General features: G+C 71.9%; 28 protein-coding genes. 10 read left to right on the top strand and 18 right to left on the bottom strand.

All coding sequences use genetic code 11. The features are described 5' to 3' along the window. The first annotated feature begins 175 nt into the window (after positions 1-175). On the top strand, positions 176-352 hold the full coding sequence (locus ACQPXG_RS14335) for a hypothetical protein (RefSeq protein ID WP_433468158.1): 177 nt from the start codon (positions 176-178) through the stop codon (positions 350-352). Positions 353-364: 12 nt separating this feature from the next. On the opposite strand, the gene ACQPXG_RS14330 is transcribed toward ACQPXG_RS14335, so the two are convergent. Together ACQPXG_RS14330 and ACQPXG_RS14325 are read right to left on the bottom strand one after the other, a co-directional pair. Further along, positions 365-1,390, bottom strand: coding sequence for a hypothetical protein (locus tag ACQPXG_RS14330; RefSeq protein WP_433468157.1), 1,026 nt, complete (start codon positions 1,388-1,390; stop codon positions 365-367). Then, complete coding sequence (locus ACQPXG_RS14325; RefSeq protein ID WP_433468156.1) at positions 1,365-2,378, bottom strand: DMT family transporter; 1,014 nt, start codon at positions 2,376-2,378, stop codon at positions 1,365-1,367. Before ACQPXG_RS14325 ends, ACQPXG_RS14330 begins: the two co-directional genes overlap by 26 nt. Between ACQPXG_RS14325 and ACQPXG_RS14320 the strand changes: the two genes are divergently transcribed. After that, a complete protein-coding gene (locus tag ACQPXG_RS14320) occupies positions 2,377-3,768 on the top strand; it encodes a PLP-dependent aminotransferase family protein (RefSeq protein WP_433468155.1) in 1,392 nt (463 codons plus the stop codon). The two genes, ACQPXG_RS14325 and ACQPXG_RS14320, sit on opposite strands and share 2 nt — an antisense overlap. On the opposite strand, the gene ACQPXG_RS14315 is transcribed toward ACQPXG_RS14320, so the two are convergent. Then, positions 3,763-4,116, bottom strand: coding sequence for a VOC family protein (locus ACQPXG_RS14315; protein ID WP_433468154.1), 354 nt, complete (start codon positions 4,114-4,116; stop codon positions 3,763-3,765). The genes ACQPXG_RS14320 and ACQPXG_RS14315 overlap by 6 nt on opposite strands. Then, entirely contained in the window at positions 4,113-4,370 is a 258-nt protein-coding gene (locus tag ACQPXG_RS14310; RefSeq protein ID WP_433468153.1) for a hypothetical protein, read from the bottom strand. Before ACQPXG_RS14310 ends, ACQPXG_RS14315 begins: the two co-directional genes overlap by 4 nt. A gap of 124 nt (positions 4,371-4,494) precedes the next feature. Here ACQPXG_RS14310 and ACQPXG_RS14305 point away from each other — a divergent pair, with 124 nt between their 5' ends. The 4 genes from ACQPXG_RS14305 (at position 4,495) to ACQPXG_RS14290 (ending at position 8,285) form a co-directional block, all read left to right on the top strand. After that, entirely contained in the window at positions 4,495-5,046 is a 552-nt protein-coding gene (locus tag ACQPXG_RS14305) for a CGNR zinc finger domain-containing protein (protein WP_433468152.1), read from the top strand. Positions 5,047-5,146: 100 nt separating this feature from the next. Further along, complete coding sequence (locus tag ACQPXG_RS14300; protein ID WP_433468151.1) at positions 5,147-5,686, top strand: N-acetyltransferase family protein; 540 nt, start codon at positions 5,147-5,149, stop codon at positions 5,684-5,686. A gap of 48 nt (positions 5,687-5,734) precedes the next feature. Beyond that, positions 5,735-7,384, top strand: a complete 1,650-nt coding sequence (locus ACQPXG_RS14295) for an MFS transporter (RefSeq protein ID WP_433468150.1) — start codon at positions 5,735-5,737, stop codon at positions 7,382-7,384. 34 nt (positions 7,385-7,418) lie between these two features. Beyond that, on the top strand, positions 7,419-8,285 hold the full coding sequence (locus tag ACQPXG_RS14290) for a 1,4-dihydroxy-2-naphthoate polyprenyltransferase (protein ID WP_433468149.1): 867 nt from the start codon (positions 7,419-7,421) through the stop codon (positions 8,283-8,285). Here ACQPXG_RS14290 and ACQPXG_RS14285 read toward each other — a convergent pair. Both ACQPXG_RS14285 and ACQPXG_RS14280 read right to left on the bottom strand, forming a co-directional pair. Further along, positions 8,249-9,259, bottom strand: coding sequence for a hypothetical protein (locus tag ACQPXG_RS14285; protein WP_433468148.1), 1,011 nt, complete (start codon positions 9,257-9,259; stop codon positions 8,249-8,251). The genes ACQPXG_RS14290 and ACQPXG_RS14285 overlap by 37 nt on opposite strands. 83 nt (positions 9,260-9,342) lie before the next feature. Beyond that, on the bottom strand, positions 9,343-10,017 hold the full coding sequence (locus tag ACQPXG_RS14280; RefSeq protein WP_433468147.1) for a uracil-DNA glycosylase: 675 nt from the start codon (positions 10,015-10,017) through the stop codon (positions 9,343-9,345). Between the two features lie 111 nt (positions 10,018-10,128). Between ACQPXG_RS14280 and modA the strand changes: the two genes are divergently transcribed. From modA to ACQPXG_RS14265, 3 genes are all read left to right on the top strand, one after another. After that, a complete protein-coding gene (gene modA, locus ACQPXG_RS14275) occupies positions 10,129-10,908 on the top strand; it encodes a molybdate ABC transporter substrate-binding protein (RefSeq protein WP_433468146.1) in 780 nt (259 codons plus the stop codon). Positions 10,909-11,044: 136 nt separating this feature from the next. Beyond that, positions 11,045-13,126, top strand: coding sequence for an ATP-dependent zinc metalloprotease FtsH (ftsH, locus tag ACQPXG_RS14270; protein ID WP_433468145.1), 2,082 nt, complete (start codon positions 11,045-11,047; stop codon positions 13,124-13,126). 260 nt (positions 13,127-13,386) lie between these two features. Beyond that, positions 13,387-13,710 carry a Uma2 family endonuclease gene (locus tag ACQPXG_RS14265; protein WP_433468144.1) on the top strand — a complete coding sequence of 108 codons (324 nt, stop codon included), beginning with the start codon at positions 13,387-13,389 and terminating at the stop codon, positions 13,708-13,710. A 6-nt stretch (positions 13,711-13,716) separates the two neighbouring features. On the opposite strand, the gene ACQPXG_RS14260 is transcribed toward ACQPXG_RS14265, so the two are convergent. After that, positions 13,717-14,556, bottom strand: a complete 840-nt coding sequence (locus tag ACQPXG_RS14260) for an SCO6745 family protein (RefSeq protein ID WP_433468143.1) — start codon at positions 14,554-14,556, stop codon at positions 13,717-13,719. Between the two features lie 101 nt (positions 14,557-14,657). On the opposite strand from ACQPXG_RS14260, the gene sigJ reads away from it, so the two are divergent. Beyond that, complete coding sequence (sigJ, locus tag ACQPXG_RS14255; RefSeq protein ID WP_433468142.1) at positions 14,658-15,536, top strand: RNA polymerase sigma factor SigJ; 879 nt, start codon at positions 14,658-14,660, stop codon at positions 15,534-15,536. Positions 15,537-15,593: 57 nt separating this feature from the next. Here sigJ and ACQPXG_RS14250 read toward each other — a convergent pair whose 3' ends face one another. From ACQPXG_RS14250 to truB, 11 genes are all read right to left on the bottom strand, one after another. After that, positions 15,594-16,061, bottom strand: coding sequence for a Pycsar system effector family protein (locus ACQPXG_RS14250; protein WP_433468141.1), 468 nt, complete (start codon positions 16,059-16,061; stop codon positions 15,594-15,596). Between the two features lie 132 nt (positions 16,062-16,193). Beyond that, positions 16,194-16,634, bottom strand: coding sequence for an N-acetyltransferase family protein (locus ACQPXG_RS14245; protein WP_433468140.1), 441 nt, complete (start codon positions 16,632-16,634; stop codon positions 16,194-16,196). Beyond that, positions 16,631-17,167 (bottom strand): transglutaminase-like domain-containing protein, encoded by a 537-nt coding sequence (locus tag ACQPXG_RS14240; RefSeq protein ID WP_433468139.1) that lies wholly within the window; start codon positions 17,165-17,167, stop codon positions 16,631-16,633. Before ACQPXG_RS14240 ends, ACQPXG_RS14245 begins: the two co-directional genes overlap by 4 nt. Next, entirely contained in the window at positions 17,167-17,904 is a 738-nt protein-coding gene (gene dapB, locus ACQPXG_RS14235; RefSeq protein ID WP_433468138.1) for a 4-hydroxy-tetrahydrodipicolinate reductase, read from the bottom strand. Before dapB ends, ACQPXG_RS14240 begins: the two co-directional genes overlap by 1 nt. A gap of 37 nt (positions 17,905-17,941) precedes the next feature. After that, positions 17,942-18,565 (bottom strand): FMN-dependent NADH-azoreductase, encoded by a 624-nt coding sequence (locus ACQPXG_RS14230; protein WP_433468137.1) that lies wholly within the window; start codon positions 18,563-18,565, stop codon positions 17,942-17,944. Between the two features lie 98 nt (positions 18,566-18,663). Further along, the gene (locus ACQPXG_RS14225; protein ID WP_433468136.1) at positions 18,664-19,983 is read right to left on the bottom strand and encodes a M16 family metallopeptidase; all 1,320 of its coding nucleotides are present in this window, start codon (positions 19,981-19,983) and stop codon (positions 18,664-18,666) included. 81 nt (positions 19,984-20,064) lie between these two features. After that, entirely contained in the window at positions 20,065-22,422 is a 2,358-nt protein-coding gene (locus ACQPXG_RS14220) for a polyribonucleotide nucleotidyltransferase (RefSeq protein ID WP_433468135.1), read from the bottom strand. A 329-nt stretch (positions 22,423-22,751) separates the two neighbouring features. After that, on the bottom strand, positions 22,752-23,021 hold the full coding sequence (gene rpsO / locus ACQPXG_RS14215; protein ID WP_021599383.1) for a 30S ribosomal protein S15: 270 nt from the start codon (positions 23,019-23,021) through the stop codon (positions 22,752-22,754). Between the two features lie 363 nt (positions 23,022-23,384). Further along, positions 23,385-24,326, bottom strand: a complete 942-nt coding sequence (locus ACQPXG_RS14210; protein WP_433469965.1) for a bifunctional riboflavin kinase/FAD synthetase — start codon at positions 24,324-24,326, stop codon at positions 23,385-23,387. A 112-nt stretch (positions 24,327-24,438) separates the two neighbouring features. Then, positions 24,439-25,107 carry a PAQR family membrane homeostasis protein TrhA gene (gene trhA, locus ACQPXG_RS14205; RefSeq protein WP_433468134.1) on the bottom strand — a complete coding sequence of 223 codons (669 nt, stop codon included), beginning with the start codon at positions 25,105-25,107 and terminating at the stop codon, positions 24,439-24,441. A 108-nt stretch (positions 25,108-25,215) separates the two neighbouring features. Continuing rightward, the gene (truB, locus tag ACQPXG_RS14200; protein ID WP_433468133.1) at positions 25,216-26,088 is read right to left on the bottom strand and encodes a tRNA pseudouridine(55) synthase TruB; all 873 of its coding nucleotides are present in this window, start codon (positions 26,086-26,088) and stop codon (positions 25,216-25,218) included. Between the last annotated feature and the right edge of the window lie 5 nt (positions 26,089-26,093).

The following is a 26,093-nucleotide window of genomic DNA, read 5'->3' as shown; positions in this document are numbered from 1 at the left end:
TTCACGCCCCGGCCATGAAATGATCATGGTTGGGGCGTGATCGCGCGCCGTGCGCGGCGACCGTTGACATACGGGGAATTCTCTGATGACGAGGCGGCTCGGCAGTGTCGGCCCGTGGTCTCGATGGGAGAGCCGCCCGGTCCTTACCGTCCACGCGGATGGAGGTCGATCCGGCATGCGAGTCCCGCCCGACCGGCGCGAACCGCGCCCCCTGATCAGTACCCGCGCGCTGGTGATCGGCCTGGCGGCGGTCGCCGCCGCCGCGCTGACCGCCGCCGCCCCGAACCTCGCCGTCCCGATAGGCGTGGGCGTGGCGGTCGTCACCCTCCTCGCCCAGATAGTCAAGGACTGACGCCCACGCGTGTCAGAACACGGGGATGATGTCCTCGGGATCGATGCCGGTCACGTCCACGCCGGAGATGTCGAGCTCGGGGATGGCGGGGAACTCGATGCCCCAGCGTTCGACGATGGCGCGCACACGGGCGATGGCGACCTTCCAGTTCTCGGCCTGCTCCTCGAAGGACAGGACGCCGAGGCCGGCGTCGCGGGCGTGGCCCATCAGGACGCGGTGGTTGGTGAGGAAGTAGGGCGGCAGGTCCCAGAAGCCCTCCGGCGGCTCCCAGAGGATCATCGACAGGAAGACGAACCCGGCGCGGAGCTGCTTGGTGATCTGGCCCTTGACGTCGTCGGTGAGGCCCGGCCACTCGTTCTCCAGGATGGTCATGCAGATCTGCAGATGGCGCGACTCGTCCCGGCCGATCTTCTGGAACATCTCGCCGAAGACGGGATGCCGCGTGCCGGTGGCCATACCGCGGAACAGGGTGGACGCCGCCATCTCGCCCATCATGAAGCTGGTGAACAGGACGGCGAGCGAGTACTTGCGGACGGCGGTGTTGTAGCCCTGCCAGTAGCGGCCGCCGTTGTGGTACAGCCAGCCGATGTTGTTGTGGGCGGCCTTCTCCAGGTCGGTCCCGGGGCGCCAGTCGAGCGGCCCGCCGGGCCATATCCGGGCGATGGCGCGCTGGCAGCACTCCTCGTGGTTCATCTCGTCCCGCGTGATCGAGAAGAAGCACTTGCGGACGGGGTCCTCCTCGTGCTGCTCGAACGCGTGGATGGTCGCGCGGGCGAACACGGCGGGGCCGGAGGCGTCGAAGTTGGCCAGGACCGCGAACCAGTACATGATCCCGAGCCGCTGCTCGGGGCTGAAGTCCTCGGGACGCAGGTCGTCCCAGGGCAGGTCGGCGGGGTTCCAGACCATGCGCTTGGACCTCTGGTAGATGGCGGCGAGCTTGTCGGTCTCGACGCGCCACTCCATCGGGTAGATGTTCGGCTGGGGGACCTCCGGGGCGGGCCAGAACCCGCCCTCAGGAACGATCAGCTCGTCGGCCATGCACGACCCCCTGGAAGTCACCGCGTTGTGACGTCTTCACCTCCATCGTGCGCGGCCCTGTCAGGTCCCGCAAGGTGTGCCGGACGCGGGTGCGCTGGGTGAGGGCCACGCAGACCAGCACGGCGACGGCCGCCAGCGCGGTCGTGGCGTCGATCGGCTCGGCGAGGAAGATGCCGGACCAGAGCAGGGTCAGCACGGGCTGGGCGAGCTGGACCTGGCTGGCGCGGGCGATCCCGGCCCGCGCGAGCCCCTCGTACCAGGCGAAGAAGCCGAGGTAGGCGGAGAAGGCGGCGACGTAGCCGAAGCCGAGCGCGGTACGGCCCGTCCAGACGGGGTGGGTCGTCGCGAGGAGCCACCCGGTGGCGGGCACGGTCAGGGGCGCGGCCAGCACGAGGGCCCAGGAGATGACCCGCCAGCCCGGCATGTCGCGGGCCAGGCGGCCGCCCTCGGTGTAGCCGGCCGCGGCCGCGAGCAGCGCGGCGAACAGGAACAGGTCGGCGGCCGTGACGTGGCCGGCGCCGCGGATCAGGGCGAACCCGGTCACGCAGGTCGTGCCGGCCGCGCTCGCGAGCCAGAACGCGCGGGACGGGCGCTCCCCCGCGCGCAGCACGCCGAACACGGCGGTGGCGGCGGGCAGCAGCCCGACGACGACGGCCGAGTGGGCGGACGAGGCGCCGTGGTCGAGCGCGAGCGTGCTGAGGACGGGGAACCCGAAGATCACCCCTGCCACGACGACCGCGAAACCCGGCCACTGGCCGCGGCGCGGCGGGCGGGCCCGGACCGACAGCAGTGCGACGGCGGCGAGGACGGTCGCGGCCGCCGAACGGCCGACGCCGATCAGGTACGGGTCGAGCCCTTCGAGCCCGACGACCGTCGCGGGGAGGGTGAAGGAGTAGATCAGGACGCCGAGCGCGGCGAGCCACAGACCGGACCCGAGGGTGGGAGGCGCTATCGCCCTGGTATCAGTAGCGCTATCCTCATTCTTCATGAAACACGATAGCAGTGTGGCGGCGCTGGCCGGCATCCTGCGTGCGGACGTCCGCCGGATGAGCCCCGGCGAGCGGCTGCCGTCCAGCCGTGCGCTGGTCGAGCGGCACCGGGTCAGCCCGGTGACGGTGTCGCGCGCGCTCGGCGTGCTCGCCGCCGAGGGCCTCGTCGTGACGCGTCCGGGGAGCGGTGCGTTCGCGGCGGAGCGTGCCGGCGCCGCCCGGGAACCGGCCGACTTCGGCTGGCAGGCGGTGACGCTCGGCGACCGGTCCGTCGACCCGTCCGAGGTGTCGTGGCTGCTCACCCCGGCGCCGGAAGGCGTCGCCGTGCTCAGCGGCGGCTACCTTCACCCCGTTCTCCAGCCGGCGCGGGCGCTCGCGACGGCGGCGGCGCGGGCCGCCCGGCGCCCGGACGCGTGGGAGATGCCGCAGCTCGGCGGGATGCCCGGGCTGCGGGCCTGGTTCGCCCGCACGGTCGGCGGCGCCGTCTCCCCCGCCGACGTGGTGATCACCAGCGGCGGGCAGCAGTCGCTGACGACTGTCCTGCGGGCGCTGCTCCCGCCGGGCGCACCCGTGCTGGTCGAGTCGCCGACGTATTCGGGCCTCCTCGCGGTGGCGCGGGCGAGCCGGCTGCACCCGGTGCCGGTTCCCGTGGACGCGGACGGCGTCCGCCCGGACCTGCTCGCCGAGGCGTTCGCGATGAGCGGTGCGCGGGTCCTCTACACCCAGCCCACCTTCCACAACCCGACCGGCACGGTGCTGAGCCCCGAGCGGCGCGAGCAGGTGCTGGACGTGGCGCGCGCGGCGGGCGCGTTCGTGGTCGAGGACGACTTCGCGCGGCACCTCGGCGTCGACGCGCCTCCGCCGCCGCTGATCGCGCAGGACGCCGAGGGGCGGGTCGTGCACATCGCGTCCCTGACCAAGGCGACCGCGCCGAGCCTGCGGGTGGCCGCGGTGATCGCCCGCGGGCCCGTCGCCGAGCGGATCCGCGCGACGCAGCTCGTCGAGGAGTTCTTCCCTGCCAGGCCGTTGCAGGAGACGCTGCTGGAACTGGTCAGCTCACCCGGCTGGCCGAGGCACCTGCGGGCCGTCCGCGACGCCCTGCGGTCCCGCCGGGACGCGCTCCTCGCCGCGCTCGCCCGCGACCTGCCGGAGCTGCGCGTGAACCGTCCGGCCGGCGGATTCCACCTGTGGGCCCGCCTGCCGGACGGCGTGGACGACACCGCGCTCGCGGAGGCCGCCCTGCGCGCCGGTGTCCTGGTCAGCGCGGGGCGGCCGTTCTTCCCCGCCGAGGCCCCCGCACCGCACCTGCGGATCAGCTACGGGAGGGCGGCCTCGGAGCCGGAGCTGGCCGAGGGCGTCCGCCGCCTCGCCGCCGTCCTGCGGTCATGACGCGGTGACGAAGCAGAACTCGTTGCCCTCCGGATCGCGCCACACCCGGAAGGGCGACTTCGGGTCGCCCATGGGACCGCCGGCCGGGGTCGCGCCGAGGCTCTCCGCCCGCTCACCGGCGGCGTGGACGTCGGGCACGTCCAGGTCCAGGTGAAGCCGGTTCTTCCCCTTCTTCCCCTCGGGGACGCGCTGGAACGACAGGATCGGCCCGCCGGCTCCGAGCGGCTCCAGGTCGAGCCAGTCGCCGCTCGCCGCCGTCGTCTTCATGCCGAGCAGGCGTCCCCAGAAGGCCGCCATGGCGTCCAGGTCGGCGCAGTCGATGACGATGTTGCCCACCTTCGGGGTCATCGCACGCCTCCTACCGGCCGGAGGGCGTGGGCCGATCGTGCGGCCGCGCGGGCGCAGTAAGGCTCGGGCCGACGCCGGCGGGCCAGTCCGCCGATCCGGTCGAGGACCCAGGCCCGTCGCTCGGCCGCGCGCTCCACCGACCGTGCACGGGCGATGAGCCGCGCCTCCGCGATGTCCGCGTGAAGCCGCGCGTACTCGCGCTCGGCCCAGACATGGCGCGTGGCGAGCGCCGCCAGGTACGGCAGCTCGTTCATGACGTCCTCCCGTTCGTTGACACCATCTAAACCGTAACGCTGGTGTCGGCATGATGCAACCAGTAAAACCTATATGCCGGTGTCGCACCTTGGTAGAGTGCCCAGTGGACGAGCAGGAGGGGTCATGACCGAGACGCACCCGGACGGGGACCCCGCGCTGCTGCTCACGGACTTCGTCAACACGCTCAACATCGAGCCCGGCACCGATGCGATCGCGACACCCGCCGAGCTCGCCGGATGGCTGGCCGAACGGGGGCTCGTCCCGGGAGGAACGCCGGCCGGCGACGCCGATCTGCACACGGCGATCACGTTGCGCGAGGGGCTCCGCGAGGCCATGTCCGCCCACCACGGCCCGCGAGGGGCGGACTACCCCGACGACCTGGAGGACGCACTCGCCGCCCTGCCGCTGCGGATCGCCCTCACCGGCCCGCGCCCCGCGCTCGTCCCGCTCGATCCGCCCGGCTCGGCCGCCGCCGGGCTGGCACGCATCGCCGCCGCGATCACGGACTCGGTGGCCGCCGGGACGTGGCCGCGCCTGAAGGTCTGCCAGGAGGACACCTGCCGCTGGGCGTTCCTGGACACGTCCAAGAACCGGTCCCGCTCCTGGTGCTCGATGAGCGTCTGCGGGAACCGCACCAAGACCCGCGCCTACCGCGCCAGGCGGCGGAGCGGCTGATCGCGGTCCGGGGCGGTCGCTAAGCCCGGGGCGCCGCCGTGCCGGGTGCCGTGGAGGGCTCTAGGGTGTCGTTTGTTCCGGGAAGAAAGGGCGTGGGGGCATGGCGGACGTGGGGGTGCGGGCCGCACGGCGTGCGGACGCGGGCGCCATCGCCGAAATCCAGGTGCGGGCCTGGCGGCACGGATACCGCGACCTGCTTCCGGCGGGTGTCCTCGACCAGGTGACCGGGGAGGACGCGGCCGAGTTGTGGCGGGAGAAGTGGGCGGAGGCGGCGACGGCGCCGCCGAGCCCGCGGCACCGGCTGCTGGTGGCGGTGGCGTCCGACCTGGTCGTGGGGTTCGCCGCGCACGGTCCGTCCGAGGACGCCGACCTCGACCCGGCGGGCGCCGCCGAGCTCATCACCCTGCTGGTCGATCCGCTGCACACCCGCGCCGGGCACGGCAGCCGGCTGCTCGCCGCGACCGCGGACCTCCTCCGCGAGGACGGCTTCGCCACCCTGATCTCATGGGTCTTCGAGGACGACGAGGTGACGCGGACGTTCCTCGGCTCGGCCGGATGGGCACCCGACGGAACGGCCCGGACGCTGGACATGGGCGAGCCCGTCAGGCAGATCCGGCTGCACACCGACATCAGCGCATAGCCAGGGGTCGGTGAACCGCATGGGCGACCCGGCCATATCTTTGAAGTCGTGCCCGAGTCCACCTCTCTGACGCCGCCGCGCGCCCCGGCGCCGCCGCCCGCCGTCCGGCACCGCCGCCTCGGCGTCGTCGTCATGAGCCTCGGCGTGTCGCTGATCGTCGTGGACGCCACCATCGTCGGGGTGCTGCTGCCGCGGATCGTCTCCGACCTCGGCATGACGACCACGGACGCCGAGTGGGTCACCTCGGTGTACTCGCTGGTGTTCGCCGCGCTGCTCATCCCGTTCGGGCGGGCGGGCGACCTGTTCGGCCGCCGCAGGATGTTCGTGCTCGGCGTGACGGTGTTCGCGGCGGCGAGCCTCGCCGCCGCGCTGGCCGGGAGCGGCTCGGCGCTGATCGGCGCGCGGGCGCTGCAGGGCGTCGGCGCCTCGATGATCATGCCGGCGACGCTGTCCACGGTGAACGCCGTGTTCACCGGGCGGGACCGGGCGGTCGCGTTCGGCATCTGGGGCTCGTTGATCAGCGGTATGGCGGCGCTCGGGCCGCTCGCGGGCGGGGCGCTCGCCACCGGAGGCGGCTGGCGCTGGGCGTTCGGGATCAACCTGCCGCTCGGCACCGCGCTGATCGCCGGCGCGCTCCGCCTCATGCCCGAGACCCGGGCTCCCGGCGTCGCGGACGCGCGCCGCGAGATCGACTGGACGGGCGGCGTCCTGTCCGCGCTCGGGCTCGGCGCTCTGGTGTGCGGGATCATCGAGGGACAGACCTACGGCTGGTGGGCGGCGACGCGCCCGTTCTCGACGGCGGGGTTCGACTGGCCGGAGACGGGCCTGTCGCCGGTCCCGGTCGTCCTGGCGCTCGGCATCGTGCTGATCGCCGCGCTCGTCGTCGTGGAGCGGTCCCGGGCGGCCGCCGGACGTCCGGTGATGCTCGACCTGGAGCTGTTCCGCATCCCGAACTTCCGGCGCGGGAACCTGGCCTCGGCCCTCATCAACGTCGGCGAACTGGGGCTGCTGTTCGTCCTTCCGCTGTTCCTGCTGGGCGTGCACGGGACGAACCCGCTGCAGATCAGCCTGGCGATCCTGCCGCTCGCCCTCGGCGCGTTCCTGTCCGGCGGGTACGCGGGCAGGCTCGCCAACAGGCGCGGCGCCCACCAGGTCGTCCAGCTCGGGATGGTGCTGGAGGTCGCCGCGGTCGCCGCGCTGGGCCTGACCGTCTCCGCGACGACCGGCGGGCTCGGGCTCGCGCCGTGGATGCTGCTGTACGGGACCGGCCTCGGCCTGACGTCGGCGCAGCTCACGAACGTGTCGCTGGCGGACGTCCCGGCGGCGCGGTCCGGGCAGGCGTCCGGGACCCAGTCGACGGCCCGGCAGGTCGGCGCGGCGCTCGGCATCGCCGCGATCGGCACGGTTTTCGCGACGAGCCTCGGGCACGCGATGACCGACCGGCTGTCCGGCTCCGGCCTGCCGCCCGGACGGCAGGCCGCGATCGCCCACGACCTGCGCGAGAGCGCCGGGACGTCCGGACGTGATCTTCACGACACGCCGGGAATGGCCACCGCGGCGCGCGCCGCGGACGCGAGCCTCGCCGCCGCGACCAGGCACGCCGCGCTCACCACCGCGGCGATCCTCGCGCTCGGGCTCGGGCTTTCGCTGCGGCTGCGCCCGAGCACTGATCATCATCGGGAAGAATCGAAGCGTTAGTCCCCCTGTCGTCCCACGAGAACATGCGGTAACTGTGGCCACGCTCTCCCAATGGGTCGCCGGATCCCGGCCCCGCACCCTGCCCGCGTCCCTCGTTCCCGTCGTCGTCGGCACCGGCGTCGCCGCCGGCGAGGGCGATCCCGTCTGGTGGCGCGCCGTGCTCGCCGCGTTCGTCGCCCTCGTCCTGCAGATCGGGGTGAACTACTCCAACGACTACAGCGACGGCATCCGCGGCACCGACGAGGTCCGCGTCGGGCCGCTCCGGCTCGTCGGGTCGAAGGTCGCGCCGCCGAAACAGGTGCTCGCCGCCGCGCTCGGCTGCTTCCTCGCCGCCGCCGTGGCCGGGCTCGTCCTCGCCGCCGTGACGACCTGGTGGCTGGTGCTCGTCGGCGCGTTCGCGATCCTCGCCGCCTGGTTCTACACGGGCGGGAAGACCCCGTACGGCTACCGTGCGCTGGGCGAGGTCTCGGTGTTCGTCTTCTTCGGCCTCGTCGCCGTCGTCGGCACGGTGTACGTCCAGGTCGAAGGGCTGCCGTGGGAGGCCTGGGCGGCGGCGGTGCCGATCGGGCTGCTGGCGTGCGGGCTGCTCGTCGCCAACAACCTGCGCGACATCCCCACCGACCGCGAGTCGGGCAAGCGGACCCTCGCCGTGCTGCTCGGCGACCGCTGGACACGGATCATGTACGCGGCCTGCACCGCACTGCCGTTCATGATCGTCCTGGCGCTGGGCGCCGTGCACCCGTGGGCGCTGATCGCGCTGCTCGCGGCTCCGCTGTCGCTGCCGCCGACACGGAAGGTGCTGAACGGCGCGGCCGGTCCCGCCCTGATCCCGGTGCTGGGCGAGACCGGCCGGCTCCAGATCGCCTACGGCGTGTTGCTGGCGGTGGGCCTGGCGCTCTGATCCTCGGCCAGCAGGAACGCGCCGGTCAGCCCCATGACGAGCCCGGCGAGCAGCCCGGCGAGCGCGGTCAGGGCGGCCGCGGCCGTGACGTCCGACGCGAGGAAGCCCGGCCGGGCGAGCATCACGAGGAGCCCGTAGAGGGACCACGCGAACGTGGCCGAGGCGCCGACCCAGGCGACCGCGAGCGGCGCCACGAACCGGCCCGGGCGTTCCACGCGCTGGACGATCAGTACGAGCGCGGTCGCGCCGGCGAGCGCCAGCAGCCCCCACACGCCGTCGGCCAGCTGCTGGCCCAGGTTCCGGTTTTCGAGTTCGTCGGCGCGGAGACCCGCCGTCCCCCCGAACGCCCAGTAGAGGTGCATCGCCGCGAAGGCCGCGGCCGGGACGACCGCCCCGCGCGCCAGGAGCACCTGCAGCGGGTTGGTCGCGCCCTTGGGGACGTCGCTGGTGCGAACGGTGAAGACCCGGGGCCACCGGTCGCGCGCATAGAGGACGAACGCCGTCAGCAGCCCGAGACCCTGCAATGTGAAGCCCGAGTAGACGACGGCGTACACCCAGCCCTGGATCGCGTTGTCGTCCGCTGTGAGCGGCTCCGAGGAGAAGAGCACCTGCAGCAGGCTGCCCAGCGGGACGGCGAGGACGATCGGCGCGAGCAGCCCGACCGCGACCCAGATCGGCGTCAGTACCAGCCAGGCCGGGACGCGCCGGCCCCACCGGAACGTGAAGGTCATCGCGACGAGCACGGCCACCGCGTCCATCGCCATGGTGATCGCGTTGCCCGCGTAGAGCGCGGAGTCCCCGGCCGCGGACGGGTCGTTCCACCCGGCCGTGCTGCCGGACAGCCACGCGATCTTGATCGTGAGGTAGGGGACGCACGCGGCGATCGTCGCCGCGCAGACGGCCAGGCGCAGGCGTCCGGGCGGGGGGTGCGCGGCGCGCGTCCGTTCCGGGAGCAGGTGAGCTGAAACGGTCATGACCCGACGATCCACCGGGCCGCCCGTCCGCCGCCTCCCGCCGCCGGGTGACGTCCGTCCCCCGCGGGGGTGAACCCGGGCCGCTAGCCCCAGCTGATCTCGGGGAGACCCGCGTCGACGAGGGCCTTGTTGACGGCGCTGAACGGGCGGGTGCCGAAGAACTTCTTCGCGCTGAGCGGGCTCGGGTGCGCCGACTCGATCACGGTGTGCTGCGGGCCCGTGATCAGCCGGGCCTTCTTGCGGGCGTAGGCGCCCCAGAGCACGAACACGACCCGCTCGGACTTGTCGTTCAGCGCGCGGATCGCGGCGTCGGTGAAGTCCTCCCAGCCCTTCCCGGCGTGCGAGCCCGCCTCGCCGCCGCGGACGGTCAGCACGGCGTTCAGCAGCAGGACGCCCTGGTCGGCCCAGCGGGTGAGGTCGCCGGACGCCGCCGCCGGGACGTCGAGGTCGGTGCCGAGCTCCTTGTAGATGTTGCGCAGCGACGGGGGCAGCCGCACGCCGTCGCGGACGCTGAAGCTGAGCCCGTGCGCCTGGCCGGGGCCGTGGTAGGGGTCCTGGCCGAGGATCAGGACGCGGGCGCGGTCGAACGGGCAGTGCCGGAACGCGTTGAACAGGTCGTCGCGCGGCGGGTAGACGGTCTGCCCGGCGTACTCCCCCGCGACGAACGCGCCCAGTGCGGCGGTGGCGATCGGGTCGAGCAGCGGGTCGAGCCGCTGCCGCCAGTCGCCGGGCAGCAGTTCCATCAGGTCGAGGGACATCGTCGAGCCTCCGAGAACGTGATCTCCAGTTGCGGAAACCCTAGTGCGGGCCACTGACACGCCAGGCCGAATCCGGGGAGCGCGACGGGCACGACCCTAGGATGAGGCCATATGCCCGAATCCCCCCGTCGGCGGCGTCTCCGCGCGTCCGCGCTGCTCGCCGCGCTCATCCTCCCCGGTCTCGGTGCGGGCTGCGGCGGCTCGTCCGGGCCGACGACCCTGACCGTCCTCGCCGGCTCGTCGCTGACGGAGGTGTTCGGTGAGATCGGGACGGCCTACCACCAGGACAATCCGGGCGTCCGGCTGCGGTTCGTGTTCGGCGCCGCACCGGAGATCGCCGACCGGCTGTCCGAGCACGATCCGGGCGACGTCCTGGTGACCGCGGACAGGACGAGCATGAACGAGGCCGGAGAGTATCTGACCGGACGCCGCCGGATCATCGCGCAGGACTCGCTCACGATCGCGGTCGGGCCGGGCAACCCGCGGCGCATCCGGGGCCTGCGGGACCTGACCCGGCCGGGCCTGCGGGTGGTGGTCGGCGCCGGGTCGGTTCCGGTGGGCCGGTACACCAGGCAGGTCCTCGCCAAGGCGGGTCTGACGGTCCGATGGAGCAGCGAGGAGATCGGCGCGCGGGCCGTCCTGGACCGGATCCGCTCGGGGGAGGCCGACGCGGGCCTCGTGTACATCACCGACCTGCGCTCGGCCGGGATCGCGGCGAGCAGCGTCCCCATCCCTGCCGACCAGAACGTCACCGTGGCCTTCCCCGCCGCCGCCCTCCGTGACGGAGACCACAAGGACGCCGCGAACGCCTTCCTGTCGTGGTTGCTCACACCCGCAGCGCAGAAGCTGTTCAACAAGTACGGCTTCGTCACTCCGAGCGCCCCTCAGTAGGCCGCACCCGGGGCCGCCCATGGCAGGGGGAACGGATGGGGACCGAACGCCGTTTATCTCCCCGGGACCCGCCGGGGTTCCGGGCCGGCCGTCGCGGCGGCGGGCGCCAGCGGGAACACCTTGATCATTCGGGGAGATGCCAGACGTGCCGGACCAGCGACCCGCGCCGCGGCCGAACGAGGCGCCACAGCCCAGCAGGACGTCGCCGCCGGACACCGGTGCGCGCCGCTCCGGCTCCGCGGAGCCCGGCAGGCGCCAGTCGGTGCCGCCCCGCAGCGACCCCGACCAGCCGTGGCGCGCCGAAGGCGTCCCGGACCGGCGGAACCGGCCGGCGCGCGGTCTGGGCGGAGGCGGGTGGAGGCCGGGCCGCAACACCGCTCTCTTCTGGGGGCTGCTGCTGGCCGTCTTCGCGCTGAGCTACATGTCCATGCACGTCACCGGCCAGAAGGAACGGGTGACGATCCCCTACACGGCGTTCACCCAGCAGGTCGCCGCCGGGAACGTCAAGGACGTCTACACCAAGGGCTACGAGATCCAGGGCCAGCTGAAGAGCAAGCAGCAGGTCCCGGGGCACGGGGAGAAGACCTACACCTCCTTCGAGACGCTGCGCCCGGCGTTCGCCGACGACAAGATCTACACGCAGATGGTGCAGAAGGGTGTCGAGGTCGAGGCCAAGCCGGTCAACGAGGACCGCGGCCTGCTCGCCAACCTGCTGCTGTCGCTGCTGCCGACCCTGCTGTTCGTCGGCCTGTGGGTCGGCGTGATGGTGTGGCTGCAGCGCCGCATGACCGGCGGCGGTGGCGGCGGGCTCATGGGCGGCTTCGGCCGCTCCCCCAAGCCCGTCGCGCCGGACGAGAAGCGCGCCACGTTCGCCGACGTCGCCGGCATCGACGAGGTCGAGGCCGAGCTGAGCGAGGTCGTCGACTTCCTCAAGGACCCGGGCAAGTACCGCAGGATGGGCGCCCGCGTCCCGCGCGGCGTGCTGCTGACCGGCTCGCCCGGCACCGGCAAGACGCTGCTGGCCCGCGCCGTCGCCGGGGAGGCCGACGTCCCGTTCTACTCAGCGGCCGCATCGGAGTTCATCGAGATGGTCGTCGGCGTCGGCGCGGCCCGCGTCCGCGAGCTGTTCACCGAGGCCCGCAAGACCGCCCCGTCCATCATCTTCATCGACGAGATCGACACGATCGGCCGGACGCGCGGCGGCGGCGCCAGCATGGGCGGGCACGACGAGCGCGAGCAGACGCTCAACCAGATCCTCACCGAGATGGACGGCTTCTCCGGCTCCGAGGGCGTCGTCGTGATCGCCGCGACGAACCGCCCCGACATCCTCGACCCGGCGCTGCTGCGTCCCGGGCGCTTCGACCGGCAGGTCGCGGTCTCCCCGCCCGACCTGGACGGACGTGTCGCGATCCTCGGCGTCCACACCCGCGACGTCCCGCTCGACGCCGACGCCGACATCGTCTCGATCGCGAAGATGACGCCCGGCATGACCGGCGCCGAACTGGCCAACCTCGTCAACGAGGCCGCCCTGCTCGCCGTCAAGCGCGAGAAGGACGCCGTCGACATGGACGACTTCCAGAGCGCGCTGGAGAAGGTGCAGCTCGGCACGCGCCGCTCCCTGGTCATGCCGTTCGAGGAGCGGCGCCGCACGTCGTACCACGAGTCCGGGCACGGGCTGCTCGGCATGCTGCAGCCGGGCGCCGACCCGGTCCGGAAGATCACGATCGTGCCGCACGGCCGCGCGCTCGGCGTCACCGTGTCCACCCCGGACGACGACCGGTACGCCTACGACGAGCGCTACCTGCGCGGCCGCATCATCGGCGCCCTCGGCGGCATGGCGGCCGAGGAACTGGTGTTCGGCGTGATCACCACCGGCTCGGAGAGCGACCTGGAGCAGGTCACCAAGATCGCTCGTGGGATGGTCGGCCGCTGGGGCATGTCGCAGAAGATCGGCCCCCTGTCGATCCTCCCGGCCGACGGCGACGGCCCGGTGAGCCATTACGCCGCCCAGGGCACCCTGGACGCGGTCGACCTGGAGGCCCGCCGCATCGTCGACGAGTGCTACGCCGAAGCCCTGGAGACCCTCCGCGCCAACCGGGGCAGGCTGGACTCCCTCGCCGCCGCACTCCTGGAGAACGAGACCCTCGACGAGACCGCCGCCTACGCCGCCGCGGGCATCGACCGCACCATCCGCGAACCCGACCTGTCGAAGACCTGACCTCACGGCCGCGATCACCGATCCTGGGTACGCTGGTCACACACGGTCTCTACACTGACGGGAGCCGAGCGTGATGGAAGAGTCACCCAAAGTGAGCATTGTTGCCACGATTCACCACCACCGCGAGCTCCCCGACACCCCCTACAACCTCTGGATGCGGGACGAGCTCGCCGACGTACTCGATCTTCCCCACGACGGCACCCGAGTCGAAATCATCGGTGGGGAGATCGTCGTGTCACCAGGGCCGGACTACGCGCACAATGCCATTGTCCGCAGAGGATCTCGCCCTGGCGCTCGAAGTCACTTCGCCGAGCACCGCGCCCGAAGACCGTCGTCCTGGGCTGCGCCGGGCCAACCCGACCAAGTGGAACGGGTACGCGCGGGTCGGCATCCCCTTCTACCTCCTGGTCGACCGCGATCCCGGCGAAGCTCAGACGACGCTGTTCAGTGAACCGGACACCGCATCCGGCTCATACAAGGAGTCGATGACCTGGGCCTTCGGCGAGGCCATCAAGTTGCCCGAGCCGTTCGGCATCGAGATCCCCACCAGCGAGTGGGAGCCCTGGCAGCGCGGGCAGGGGTAGGGCCGGTCAGCCGGCCCGGGGAACGCCGATCGGGTTGGGATACGGGATCTCGTCGCCCAGCGCCCTCGCCGCTGGGAAGAGTGACTCGTAGACCGCGGTGGGGTCGTCCAGGACGTCGTAAGGGGGCGCCGCCAGTTCGTCGGTACTCTGTTCGATGCGCGCCTTGAGGGCTCGTCCCTTCTCGGTGGCCCGCCCGTCCGCCATGAGTCCGCGGCGGGTGAAGGCGTCGACCGCCTCGGCCCATTCCTCCGGTGACCAGCCGCGGCTCTCTTGGAGGCGCTCGGCGGGGACGACACCCACGGCGGACGCAAGCACGTTCGCCTCCAGTCCGTTCAGCCCCTCCCCGGTCAGGAGAGCGACGTGCCCGTCCCCCCGGTGCTCCCTCAAGGCGGTGGTCGCCTGCCAGAGCGCCTCCACAGGGTCCTCGGGGACGGGCAGGTCCCGGTTCGCCGCGAACAGGGGACGCCCTGCCCCGTCCGCCGCCGTCACCACCTCGTGGAGAAGCGGTGCCGCCGTCACCGCCACGCCCTCGATTCCCGGAAAGGCCCGGCGCAGCGCGCGGGCCGCGGCCGCGCCCCGTAGCCGGAGGATGCTCTCGGGCGAAGCGAAGGCCCACGCGTCCGGTACGGCCCGTCGTACCCGCGCCGGATGGAACCCGAAGAAAGTCGCCTCGACGGTCCCGGCGGACACCGGCCCGAGCGGCGCGGCGCGGCTCCCGAAGTACCCCATCCAGAAGCCCTTGAGACCGGCCTCCCTGTTGGCCGTCCGGCACTCTTCGGCGAAGTACGTCACCGCGTGCAGCGGCTCGATGATCTTCCAGATCTCCCGGGCGAACGTCGCATCCATCAAGCGAACGCTAAGGCCGTTCCCGGTCCCCGGACAAGCCCCGGTCACATCCGCCGGGCCGGCTTCGTCAGTGCTATGAAGGAGCCGACCGAGGGAGACGCATGGACGAGCGGGAGTTTCTGGCCGAGCGGTTCGAGGGGCACCGCACGCATCTGAAGGCGGTCGCCTACCGGATGCTCGGGTCTCTCGCGGAGGCCGATGACGCCGTCCAGGAGGCCTGGTTGCGGCTCAGCCGCTCCGACGCCGACGACATCGATAATCTGGGCGGCTGGCTGACCACGGTCGTGGGGCGGGTGTGCCTGGACATGCTGCGCTCCCGCACGTCCCGCCGCGAGGACCCGCTGGAGGAACGTCTCCCCGACCCGGTCATCGGCCCCGCCGACGGCGCCGACCCTGAACACGAGGCGCTGATGGCCGACTCGGTCGGGCTCGCCCTCCTCGTGGTGCTGCAGTCCCTCACCCCCGCCGAGCGGCTGGCGTTCGTCCTGCACGACACGTTCGCGGTCCCGTTCGAGGACATCGCGCCCATCGTGGGGCGGACCCCGGCTGCGGCCCGGCAGCTCGCCAGCCGCGCCCGCCGCCGGGTGCGGGGCACGACGCCGTCCCCCGAGCGGAATCCGGCACGCCAGCGCGCCGTCGTGGAGGCGTTTCACGCCGCCGCCCGCGACGGCGACTTCGACGCGCTCGTCTCGGTCCTCGACCCGGACGTGGTGCTGCGCGCCGACGTCGGCGCCGTGCCCGGCGGCTGGACGGAGATCCACGGTTCGGCGGAGGTCGCCGGGCAGGCGCTCATGTTCCGGGAGGCGCCCGGCACGACCGTGCCCGCGATGGTCAACGGGACCGCCGGCGTGGTCAACGTCAGGGACGGGCGCCCATGGTCCGTGCTGTCCTTCACCGTCGCGGACGGCCGGATCGTCGCGATCGACATCCTCGCCGACCCGGACCGGCTGGCCGGCCTCGACCTCGACATCCTCGGCTGAGCCGCAGGCGTTCCCGCCCGCCCGCCGGCACGCGGCGGAGCCGCTGAAGGCGGGCGGTCAGGCGAACAGGAGGGAGGCCCACACGGCGGCGTTGCCGGCGACCACCATCGCCATGGAGTACTGCAGGAACGCGTGTTTGCGCCAGACGATTTTCGAGAGCGCGATCAATTGCGTGCTGAGCACGAGTTTGCTCCGGCGATCGCCGCCGTTCTCCAGGGCGCCGACGAGTTCTGCGGGCGTCCAGCGCCGCAGGTGGCCGAAGTAGACATAGTTCTGCGCCCAGTTCCGGCGCGCATCGCGGCGATTGAGCTGCGGGAACACCGCCGAGCCGGCCAGCGCGATCGCGGCCACCAGCAGCGCCACGCCGATCCGGAAGCCCCAGGTCTCCCATTCGGAGAGTCGGTCGAGCCGTTTTCCATGTCCGGCGAACACGATGATCATGCTGAGGATCGCCGTCTCCAGCGTGAGGATCACCGACGCCTTGGCGTCCACCTTGGCGGTCCAGTCGTGCAGCGCCTGATGCACCCGCCACGCGTACGACTCGAACGGCTCGTTGGCGAGCCCTTGCGGTCGATACTCCCTGTTCGCTGTGTCTGCCACGCACTTTGGACGGCCTTTCGCCGCGCCCCGGTTCTGCGAGTAGCGGATATATGTCCGTCAGGTAATGGCACGGTGGAAGAGGACTTTGTCCTTGCCGGGGCCATCGTGGGCGGACGCCGGGGTGACGGTGAAGCCCGTGGATCGGTGGAAGGCGATAGAGGGGGTGTTCTGGGGAGAGGTCAGGGCGTGGACGGTCGTACGGCCGTCGGCCCGGGCAAGGGCGAAAAAGGTCTCGTAGAGGCGGCGCGCCAAGCCGGTTCCACGGAAGGTGGGTTTCACCCCGGCGAAGTGGATGTAGGCCGTGTCGGGAATGGACGGGGAGAGGAACCCGACGAGGAAACCCGCCAGATCATCGCCGGCCTCGGCGACGAGACTGGTGCGGTGGAAATGGTCGAGGAACAGGCGGGGCAGGGCACCGTGGACCTCGCGGCCCCACCAGTCGTCCACGACGGCGATGATGCGGTCGTAGTCGTCAGGTGTGGCGGGACGAAGGTTCATGGGAGGAGCGCCGGAAGGGCCGCCGGCCTGGACATGGCCTTGAGGCCGTCCAGGACGGACGTGGGCGGCGCGGCGTAGACCGTGGGGTGGACGGGGTCGCCGGGATAGGCGAGACGGTCCTCGGACGCGGAGAACCTGACGTCGACGCCCGGCTTGTTGCCTCGCGGATCGAGCAGGACCCAGCGGTCGTCTACAAGGGCGGCCGTGAGCCCGTGCAGAACCCCGGACGACTTCTGATAGCACAGCCCCGCCTGGATGCCGCCCGCGCGCAGCAGGGCGACATAGGCGTGGGCCTTGGCGTAGCAGAGTCCGGTGCGCTGGTCGAGGACGTCGGAGGCGCGCCAGGGGACGCGGGTGTCACCGGTGTCCATGGAGTGCGGGATCCGGTCCCGGACGTGGTCGAACGCCGCGTGCGCGTAGGCGACGTCGTCGCCGGTGCGCAGCTCCGAGGCGATCGACTGGACGAGCGGGTGCTCGATGTCGATCGCCTCGGACGCGGCCAGGTAGTCCCAGGGGGCGGCGGCGAAGTCCATCACAGCCCGAGAAGCGCCTCGATGCCGAGCGTGAGGCGGTCGAGCTCGGGGACCCTGCGGACGGCCAGCAGGACCCCGGGCATGAACGACTCCCGGTTCATCGAGTCGTGCCGGATGGTGAACAGCTCGCCGTGCCCGCCGAGGACGACCTCCTGGTGGGCGATGGCCCCGGACATCCGGACGGCGTGCACGCGGACGCCGTCCACGTCGGCCCCCCGGGCCCCCTCGACCTCGGAGGTCGTGGCGTCCGGGGACGCGGGCACCCCGGCCTCGGCGCGGGCCGCGGCGACCAGTTCGGCGGTGCGGTAGGCGGTGCCGGACGGGGCGTCGGCCTTGTTCGGGTGGTGCGTCTCGACGATCTCGACGGACTCGAAGAACGGGGCGGCCTTCTGCGCGAAGTGCATCATCAGCACCGCGCCGATTCCGAAGTTCGGGGCGATGACCACGTTGCCCGCCGAGTCGTCGGTGAGCCAGGACCGGACGGTGTCGAGCCGGGACGGGTCGAACCCGGTGGTGCCGACGACCGCGTGCAGGCCGTGCTCGACGCACCATCGGAGGTTGTCCATGACGACGCCGGGGTGGGTGAAGTCGACCACGACCTCGGCGGCGGTCAGCTCGTCGAGCGCGTCGCCCTGGTCGACGGCGGCGACGAGTTCCATGTCGCCGGCCCCCCGCACGGCACGGCACACCTCGGCGCCCATGCGGCCCCGCGCGCCCAGCACCCCGACCTTGATCACGTGTTCCTCCCGGTTGGCCTCCCGCCCGAGCCTATCGTCAGAAGCGCTTGCCCAGCTCGCGCGCCTCCGCGTGCGCGGTGCGGCGGCCGGTCTCGGCGTCGGCGGTGGCCAGGTTCGGGCGGAACTCGACCGTGCGGATGTCGGTGACGCCCGTCCAGCGCAGCCAGCCCTCCAGGAACGGGGCCTGGTGGTCGCGGCCGAACGCGGGCGGACGACCCTGCCCGTAGACGGCGCTGGAGTAGACGACGGCGGCCTTCTTGTCCTGGAGCAGGCCGCTGTACCCCTTCTCCGGGTCGAAGCGGAACACCCAGCCGGGCTGCGAGACGACGTCGATGAACTGCTTCATGATGTACGGGACGCCGGAGTTCCACATCGGGACGCTGAACAGGTAGCGGTCATAGGAGTCGTAGCGCTCGAAGACCTCGCGGGCGGCCCGCCATGCGGCGGCCTGGTCATCGGCCGGCTCCTCCCCCGCGAACACCGTCATCTTGGCGCCGGCGCCGGCGGGCCCGAACGCGGGAAGAACGCCGTCCCACAGGTCGAAGTGGTCGACGACGTCGCCGTGCGTCTCGCGGTAGGCGTCCAGGAACGTCTCGGCGATCGCCAGCGACTCGGACGCGCCGCCCCGGGGAGAGGCGGAGATGTGCAGCAGACGGGACATGAGGGATCCTCTCAGACAGACATGCGGACCAGAGTCCGTTTACCCTGGAAAGGGTAACGGACCCTGGTCCGCTTAACAAGCCGGTCTGCGTCCGGGTCTCAGGCCGCGAACTCGCGACCTCCTACCGGGCCGATCACGGTGAGGGCCTGGGGGACGGCCAGGACCTCGCGGGCGATGGCGCGGACGTCGTCCAGGGTGACGGCCTCGATACGGGCCAGGACCTCGTCCACCCGCAGCAGCGACTCGTAGACCAGTTCGCTCTTGCCGATGCGGCTCATGCGGGAGCCGGTGTCCTCCAGGCCGAGGACCATGGCGCCGCGCAGCTGCCCCTTGCCGCGCTCAAGCTCCTCGGCGGTGAGGCTGTCCTCGGCGGCCTTGGCGAGTTCGTCCCGGCAGATCGACAGGACCTCTTCGGCCTTGGCCGGCTGGCAGCCCGCGTAGACGCCGAAGATGCCCGAGTCGGCGTACTGGGCGGTGTAGCTGTAGACCGAGTAGGCGAGCCCGCGCTTCTCGCGGATCTCCTGGAAGAGGCGGGACGACATGCCGCCGCCGAGCGCCGCGTTCAGCACGCCGAGCGCGAACCGGCGGTCGTCGGTGCGGGACGTGCCGGCGCCGCCGAGGATGATGTGCGCCTGCTCGGTGTCCTTGTCGATCACGACGGTGCGCGGGTCGAGGGGCGCGGGCGTCCCGTCGATGCGTGGCGCGGCGGGCGCGGCGCCGCCGGTGAGGTGCCCGGCGAACGCGCGGGACACCAGCCGGACGACCTCCTCGTGGTCGATGTTGCCCGCGACCGACACCACCAGGTTGGACGGGACGTAGTGGTCCCGGTAGTAGCCGTGGATCCGGTCCCGGGACAGCGCGTTGATCGAGTCCTCGGTGCCGAGGATAGGGCGTCCGAGCGGGGTGTCGCCGTACAGCGCGGTGGCGAACTCGTCGTGGATCAGGTCGCCGGGGTCGTCGTCGCGCATGTGGATCTCTTCGAGGATCACGCCGCGCTCGGCCTCGACGTCCTCGGGCCGGTTGACGGACTCGGCGACCATGTCGGAGACGACGTCCACGGCGAGCGGGAGGTCGGAGTCCAGGACCCGCGCGTAGTAGCAGGTGTACTCCTTGGCGGTGAACGCGTTGAGGTCGCCGCCGACCGCGTCGATCGCCGCGGAGATCTCCAGCGCCGACCGCCGTTTCGTGCCCTTGAACAGCACGTGCTCCAGGTAGTGGCTGGCGCCGGCGTCGGCCGGGGCCTCGTCGCGGGAGCCGACCGCCGACCAGATGCCGAACGCGGCGGACCGCACGGTCGGCATCGTCTCGGTGATGACGCGCAGGCCGCCGGGCAGCACGGTGCGGCGCACCGCGCCGGCGCCGTCGGTGTGGATCGTGGTGGTGGTGCCGGGCTCCTGCGCCCTCGCCGGCAGGGTCACGTGTCGCTCACATTCCGAGTCGTGGGAAAACGGTCGGCCGGCCGCCCCGCGAAGGGGACGGCCGGCCGCTCATAGCCGAGGTCAGGAGTTGCGCTGGCCGGCGTCGTCGGAGCCGCGGCGGGTGCGGCGCCGGCGCGGGCCGCGCCGCTCGCCGTCGTCGCGGCGCTCCCGGCGCTCGCCGGAGTCACCGTCGCCGTCGCCGTCGCCGGACGCCTCGGGGGCGTCGCCGTCGTCGGGCTTCTCGGCGGACTCCCGCTCGACCACCTCGACCGGCACCAGCGACAGCTTGCCGCGCTGGTCGATCTCGGTGACCTCGACCTGGATCTTCTCACCGACGCCCATCACGTCGTCGACGTTCTCGATCCGCGCGCCGCCGTGCAGCTTGCGGATCTGCGAGACGTGCAGCAGGCCGTCCTTGCCGGGCAGCAGCGACACGAACGCGCCGAACGTGGTGGTCTTGACGACGGTGCCGAGGAACCGCTCGCCGACCTCCGGCATGTGCGGGTTCGCGATCGAGTTGATCGCCTGCCGCGCGGCCTCCGCGGACGGACCGTCGGTGGCGCCGACGTAGATCGTGCCGTCGTCCTCGATCGTGATGTCGGCGCCGGTGTCGTCCTGGATCGAGTTGATCATCTTGCCCTTGGGGCCGATGACCTCGCCGATCTTGTCGACCGGGACCTTGATGGTGATGATCCGCGGCGCGTTCGGGCTCATCTCGGCGGGCGCCTCGATGGCCTCCTGCATCACGTCCAGGATCGCCAGGCGGGCGCCCTTGGCCTGCTTCAGCGCGGCGGCCAGCACCGAGGCGGGGATGCCGTCGAGCTTGGTGTCCAGCTGCAGCGCGGTGATCACGTCACGGGTGCCGGCGACCTTGAAGTCCATGTCGCCGAACGCGTCCTCGGCGCCGAGGATGTCGGTGAGGGTGACGTACTCGTCGCCCTCGTTGATCAGGCCCATCGCGATGCCCGCCACCATCTGCCTGAGCGGGACGCCCGCGTCCAGCAGCGACATGGTGGACGCGCAGACCGAGCCCATCGAGGTGGAGCCGTTGGACCCGAGCGCCTCCGACACCTGCCGGATCGCGTACGGGAACTCCTCGCGGGTCGGCAGCACCGGGATCAGGGCGCGCTCGGCGAGGGCGCCGTGCCCGATCTCGCGCCGCTTCGGCGAGCCGACCCGGCCGGTCTCCCCGGTGGAGTACGGCGGGAAGTTGTAGTTGTGCATGTAGCGCTTGGTGCGCTCGGGGTTCAGCGTGTCGATCGTCTGCTCCATGCGGAGCATGTTCAGCGTCGTCACACCGAGGATCTGCGTCTCGCCGCGCTCGAACAGCGCCGAGCCGTGCACCCGCGGCACGACGTGCGCCTCGGCGGTCAGCTGGCGGATGTCCTTCAGTCCGCGGCCGTCCATGCGCAGCCCGTCGCGGATGACCCGCTCGCGGACCAGCTTCTTGGTGACGGCGCGGTAGGCGGCGGAGATCTCCTTCTCGCGCCCCTCGAACTGCTCGGCGAGCTTCTCGGCGGTGGCCGCCTTGATCTCGTCCAGCCGGGTCTCGCGCTCCTGCTTGGCGGCGATGGTCAGCGCCTGCGCCAGGTCGCCGCTGACCGCGTCGGTGACGGCGGCGAGCACGTCGTCCTGGTAGTCCAGGAAGATCGGGTACTCGGCGGTCTCCTTGGCGGCGATGGCGGCGAGATCGCTCTGCGCCTTGCACAGCACCTTGATGAACGGCTTGGCCGCCTCGAGGCCCTCGGCAACGGTCTCCTCGGTCGGGGCGGTCGCGCCCTCGCCGACGAGCTTGAGGGTGTCGCGGGTGGACTCCGCCTCCACCATCATGATCGCGACATCGCCGTCCGCCAGCACGCGGCCGGCGACGACCATGTCGAAGGTGGCGTTCTCCAGTTCGGGATGGGTCGGGAAGCCGACCCACTGGCCCTCGATCAGCGCGACGCGGACGCCGCCGATCGGCCCGGAGAACGGCAGGCCCGCCAACTGCGTGGACATCGAGGCGGCGTTGATCGCCACGACGTCGTACAGGTGGTCGGGGTGCAGCGCCATGATCGTCTCGACGACCTGGATCTCGTTGCGCAGGCCCTTGGTGAACGACGGGCGCAGCGGCCGGTCGATCAGCCGGCAGGTGAGGATCGCGTCCTCGGACGGCCGGCCCTCGCGGCGGAAGAACGAGCCGGGGATGCGCCCGGCCGCGTACATCCGCTCCTCGACGTCCACGGTCAGCGGGAAGAAGTCCAGGTTGTCCTTGGGCTTCTTGGACGCGGTCGTCGCCGACAGCACCATCGTCTCGTCGTCGAGGTAGGCGACGGCGGACCCGGCCGCCTGCCGGGCCAGCCGGCCGGTCTCGAACCGGATGGTGCGGGTGCCGAACGTGCCGTTGTCGATCACGGCCTCGGTGGTCTGCGCACCGTCGATGCGCACGGCTTCTGTCACGGGAAACCTCCTCAGGGTTCCATGTCGGTCCTCGCGGCCGTTTCCCGTTGGCTTGTCACGCTGCCGGTCTTCGATCGAAGCACCCGGATCGACAGGCCCGCCGATGCGGCGGAACGGATCCGGAAGCCACTACCGAGGACCGGCCCGCACCAGCGGTGTCCGCGAGGCTTGTCTGCAGTTGTACGGCCGGCCGCGGCCTTTCGGCCGGGCGCGGCCAGGGCGCCGGCGGCCGGCACGTCCGGCCGGGCCACCGGCACGGCCGGGCGGGACTCTCCGGCCCGCCGGCCGTAAAGGAAGGGAGTGGCCCGGCGGACCACTCCCTCACCCTGCTAGCGGCGCAGCCCGAGTCGCTCGATCAGCTGCCGGTAGCGGTTGATGTCCTTGTTCGAGAGATACTTCAGGAGGCGGCGGCGACGGCCGACCAGCAGCAGCAGTCCACGGCGGCTGTGGTGGTCGTGCTTGTGCTCCTTGAGGTGCTCGGTCAGATCGTTGATGCGGCGCGTCAGCAGCGCGACCTGGACCTCCGGCGATCCGGTGTCACCCTCAGTGGTCGCGTACTCGGCGATGATCTGGTTCTTCGTGGCGGTGTCGAGCGACACGTGGCTCCTTCGATGAATTCGTCACCCGCAGATCCGGGGCCCGGTGGGCGCGCGGGTCCGCATGGTGCGTGTTAAGAGAGTGGCGGGCCGCATGAGGGTGCAGCCAGCCGCGCCGGGGCCCTTCCCGGCGACTATTCACCGTACCATGTCGTGTTGATTGCAAGCCCGGCTGTGTTTGCTGCAAGCCCGGCCCAAGGTGCTCGCCTGGCGGCTCGCACCTTGACCGTTCTTGGGGCGAGCGCGACCTCGCTTCGCGAGCTTCCCGGTGGGGCTCGCCTTCGGCTTTGCCCCACCGGTCAGGTCGCGCGCTCGCGTGACGGTCGGGGCCTCCCCTTGCAATGGCTCGGCGGTCTGGGATGGGCCTTAGGACGTGATCTCGCGGGCTCGGGCCACGTCGCGGTGCATTTCCTCGATCAGGGCCTCGATCGAGTCGAACTTCAGGGTGTCGCGGATACGGGCTGTGAAGTCGGCGGCCATGTGTTCGCCGTACAGGTCCAGGTCGTCGCGGTCCAGTGCGTACGCCTCGACCGTGCGCTCTCCGGCGCCCTCGAACGTCGGGTTGGTGCCTATGGAGATCGCGGCGGGCCAGCGGAAGCCGGGGTAGCGGTCGGAGTCGCAGATCAGCCAGCCGCCGTAGACGCCGTCGGCGGGGATCGCCGTGTGCGGCATCGTCTCCAGGTTGGCCGTCGGGAACCCGAGCGCGCGGCCCCGCTGGTGGCCGCGGACGACGACGCCCTCGACGCGGTGCGGACGGCCGAGCGCCCGCACGGCCGCCTCGACGTCCCCCGCGTCGAGCCGCCCCCGGATGTAGCTGGACGAGATCGTGTCACCGTTGGCCACGAGCGGCATGCCCTCGGCCGTGAAGTCGTACTTCTCGCCGAGCTCCCGCAGCAGCGCGACGTCTCCCTTGGCCTTGTGGCCGAACCGGAAGTCCTCGCCCACGATGACGTGAACCGCGTGGAGACGGTCGACCAGCACCTGCCGGACGAACTCGTCCGGCGGCGTCTTCGACAGCTCCAGGGTGAACGGCACGACCACGACCGCGTCCGTGCCGAGCCCCTCCAGCAGCTCGACCCGGCGCCGGGTGGTGGCGAGCAGCGGCGGATGCGTGCCCGGACGCACGACCTCGTCCGGGTGCGGATCGAACGTGATCACCACCGACCGGACGCCGCGGCGCCGCGCCTCCTCGGCGGCGGCCCCGACGATCCGCTGATGGCCGCGGTGCACGCCGTCGAACACCCCGATGGTGACGACCGAACGGCCCCAGTCCTCGGGGACCTCGTCGAGGCCATTCCAGCGCCGCACCATTGTCTCCCTGCGTAGCACGTGCCTGTCCGGTATCTCTTGCCGTCCTTAAGAGTGCCATGCGGGGGCGGGGGCGGTCGCACCCAGGGGGCGTGGTGCGCGGCACCCGGCGTCAGCCGGACTGGTAGACGACCAGGGAGACCGCGATGTACTGCAGGACGTAGGCCGCCAGCGTGCAGGCGTGGAAGACCTCGTGGAACCCGAACCAGCGCGGCGACGGGTTGGGCCGGCGCAGCCCGTACACCACCCCGCCGACGCTGTAGCAGACGCCGCCGATCGCGACGAGCAGGCAGGCGGCCAGACCCGCGCCGTCCAGGAACTGCGGCATGAAGAACACCGCCACCCAGCCCAGCACGATGTAGAGCGTCACGTACAGGGAGCGGGGGGCGCCGATCCAGGTCGTCCGGAAGACGACGCCGGCGACGGCCCCGATCCACACGGTGAGGAGGACGGCGATGCGGACGCCGCCGTCCAGCGCCAGGACGGCGAACGGCGTGTACGTCCCGGCGATGATCAGATAGATGTTGGCGTGGTCGAACCGGCGCAGCACCTCGATCAGCCGGTGCGAACGCTGCCGGTGGTAGGTTCCCGAGATTCCGAAGAGCATCCCCGACGCCGCCACGTACAGCGCCGACGCGAGCCGCGCCTCCACGCTCGGGCCGAGCGCCACCAGCACCAGCCCGGCGACCAGCACCGCGGGGAACGCGCCGAGGTGCAGCCAGCCGCGCAGCCGGGGCCGAGTGGGGGACGCCACCGGGCGGTGGTCCTTCAGAGTGGTCACGGACACCTCCTCACCAACCTACGCTTACGTAGGTTACGCGAGCGTAGGTTATGTCGCACCCATTTCGTCCGGTGATGCTCGCCACGCGCGGAGGCGGGCGCCCTCCGGTCAGGGGACGAACACGGCGACGGGCTTGGCGACCTTTCCCTGCTCCTCGACGAGCGCGAGAAGCGTCCCATCTGGCGCGAAGACCCCGACGGGTCCCGGCCCCAGTCCGGCCGCCGCGAGCCGTCCCCCGTGCGCGACCTTGCGGGCGTCGTCGTCCGACACGTCGCGGCGCGGGAACACCGCCGCGACCGCCTCCCCCATCGGGAGGATCTCCAGTTCCCCGGCGAGCTGGTCCAGCGTCCGCGCCATGGACAGGTCGTAGGGCCCGACGCGGGTGCGGCGAAGCGCGGTCAGATGGCCGCCGCAGCCGAGGGACGCGCCGAGGTCGCGGGCCAGCGCCCGGATGTAGGTGCCCGACGAGCAGGCGATGGAGGCGTCCACATCGATCAGGTCGCCGTGCCGCCGGACGTCCAGGACGGTGAAGTCGCCCACCGTCACGGTGCGGGCGGCGAGTTCGACCTCCTCGCCCTTGCGGGCCATCTTGTAGGCCCGCTCCCCGTTCACCTTGATCGCACTGACCTGTGGCGGAACCTGCTGGATCGTCCCGGTCAGCTCGGCGATGCCCGCCCGCAGGGCCTCATCGGTGACGGACCCGGCCGGCGCGGTCGCGGTGGTCTCCCCCTCGGCGTCGTCGGTGTTGGTCGACTCGCCCAGCCGGAACGTGGCGTCGTAGCCCTTCTCCGTCAGCGCGAGATGCCCGAGGAGGCGGGTGGCCTTGCCGACCCCGAGGACGAGGACACCGGTCGCCATCGGGTCCAGCGTGCCCGCGTGCCCGACCCGCCGGGTCTTCGCCAGCCGCCGCATCTTGCCGACGACGTCGTGCGACGTCCATTCGGCGGGCTTGTCCACGATGACGAGTCCCGAGTTCTCCACGCGCG

The organism is Spirillospora sp. CA-128828 (assembly GCF_050945415.1).
Lineage (GTDB): Bacteria > Actinomycetota > Actinomycetes > Streptosporangiales > Streptosporangiaceae > Spirillospora.
The sequence above is the reverse complement of the archived record's forward strand: the minus strand, read 5'-3'. Positions and strand labels throughout refer to the sequence as shown.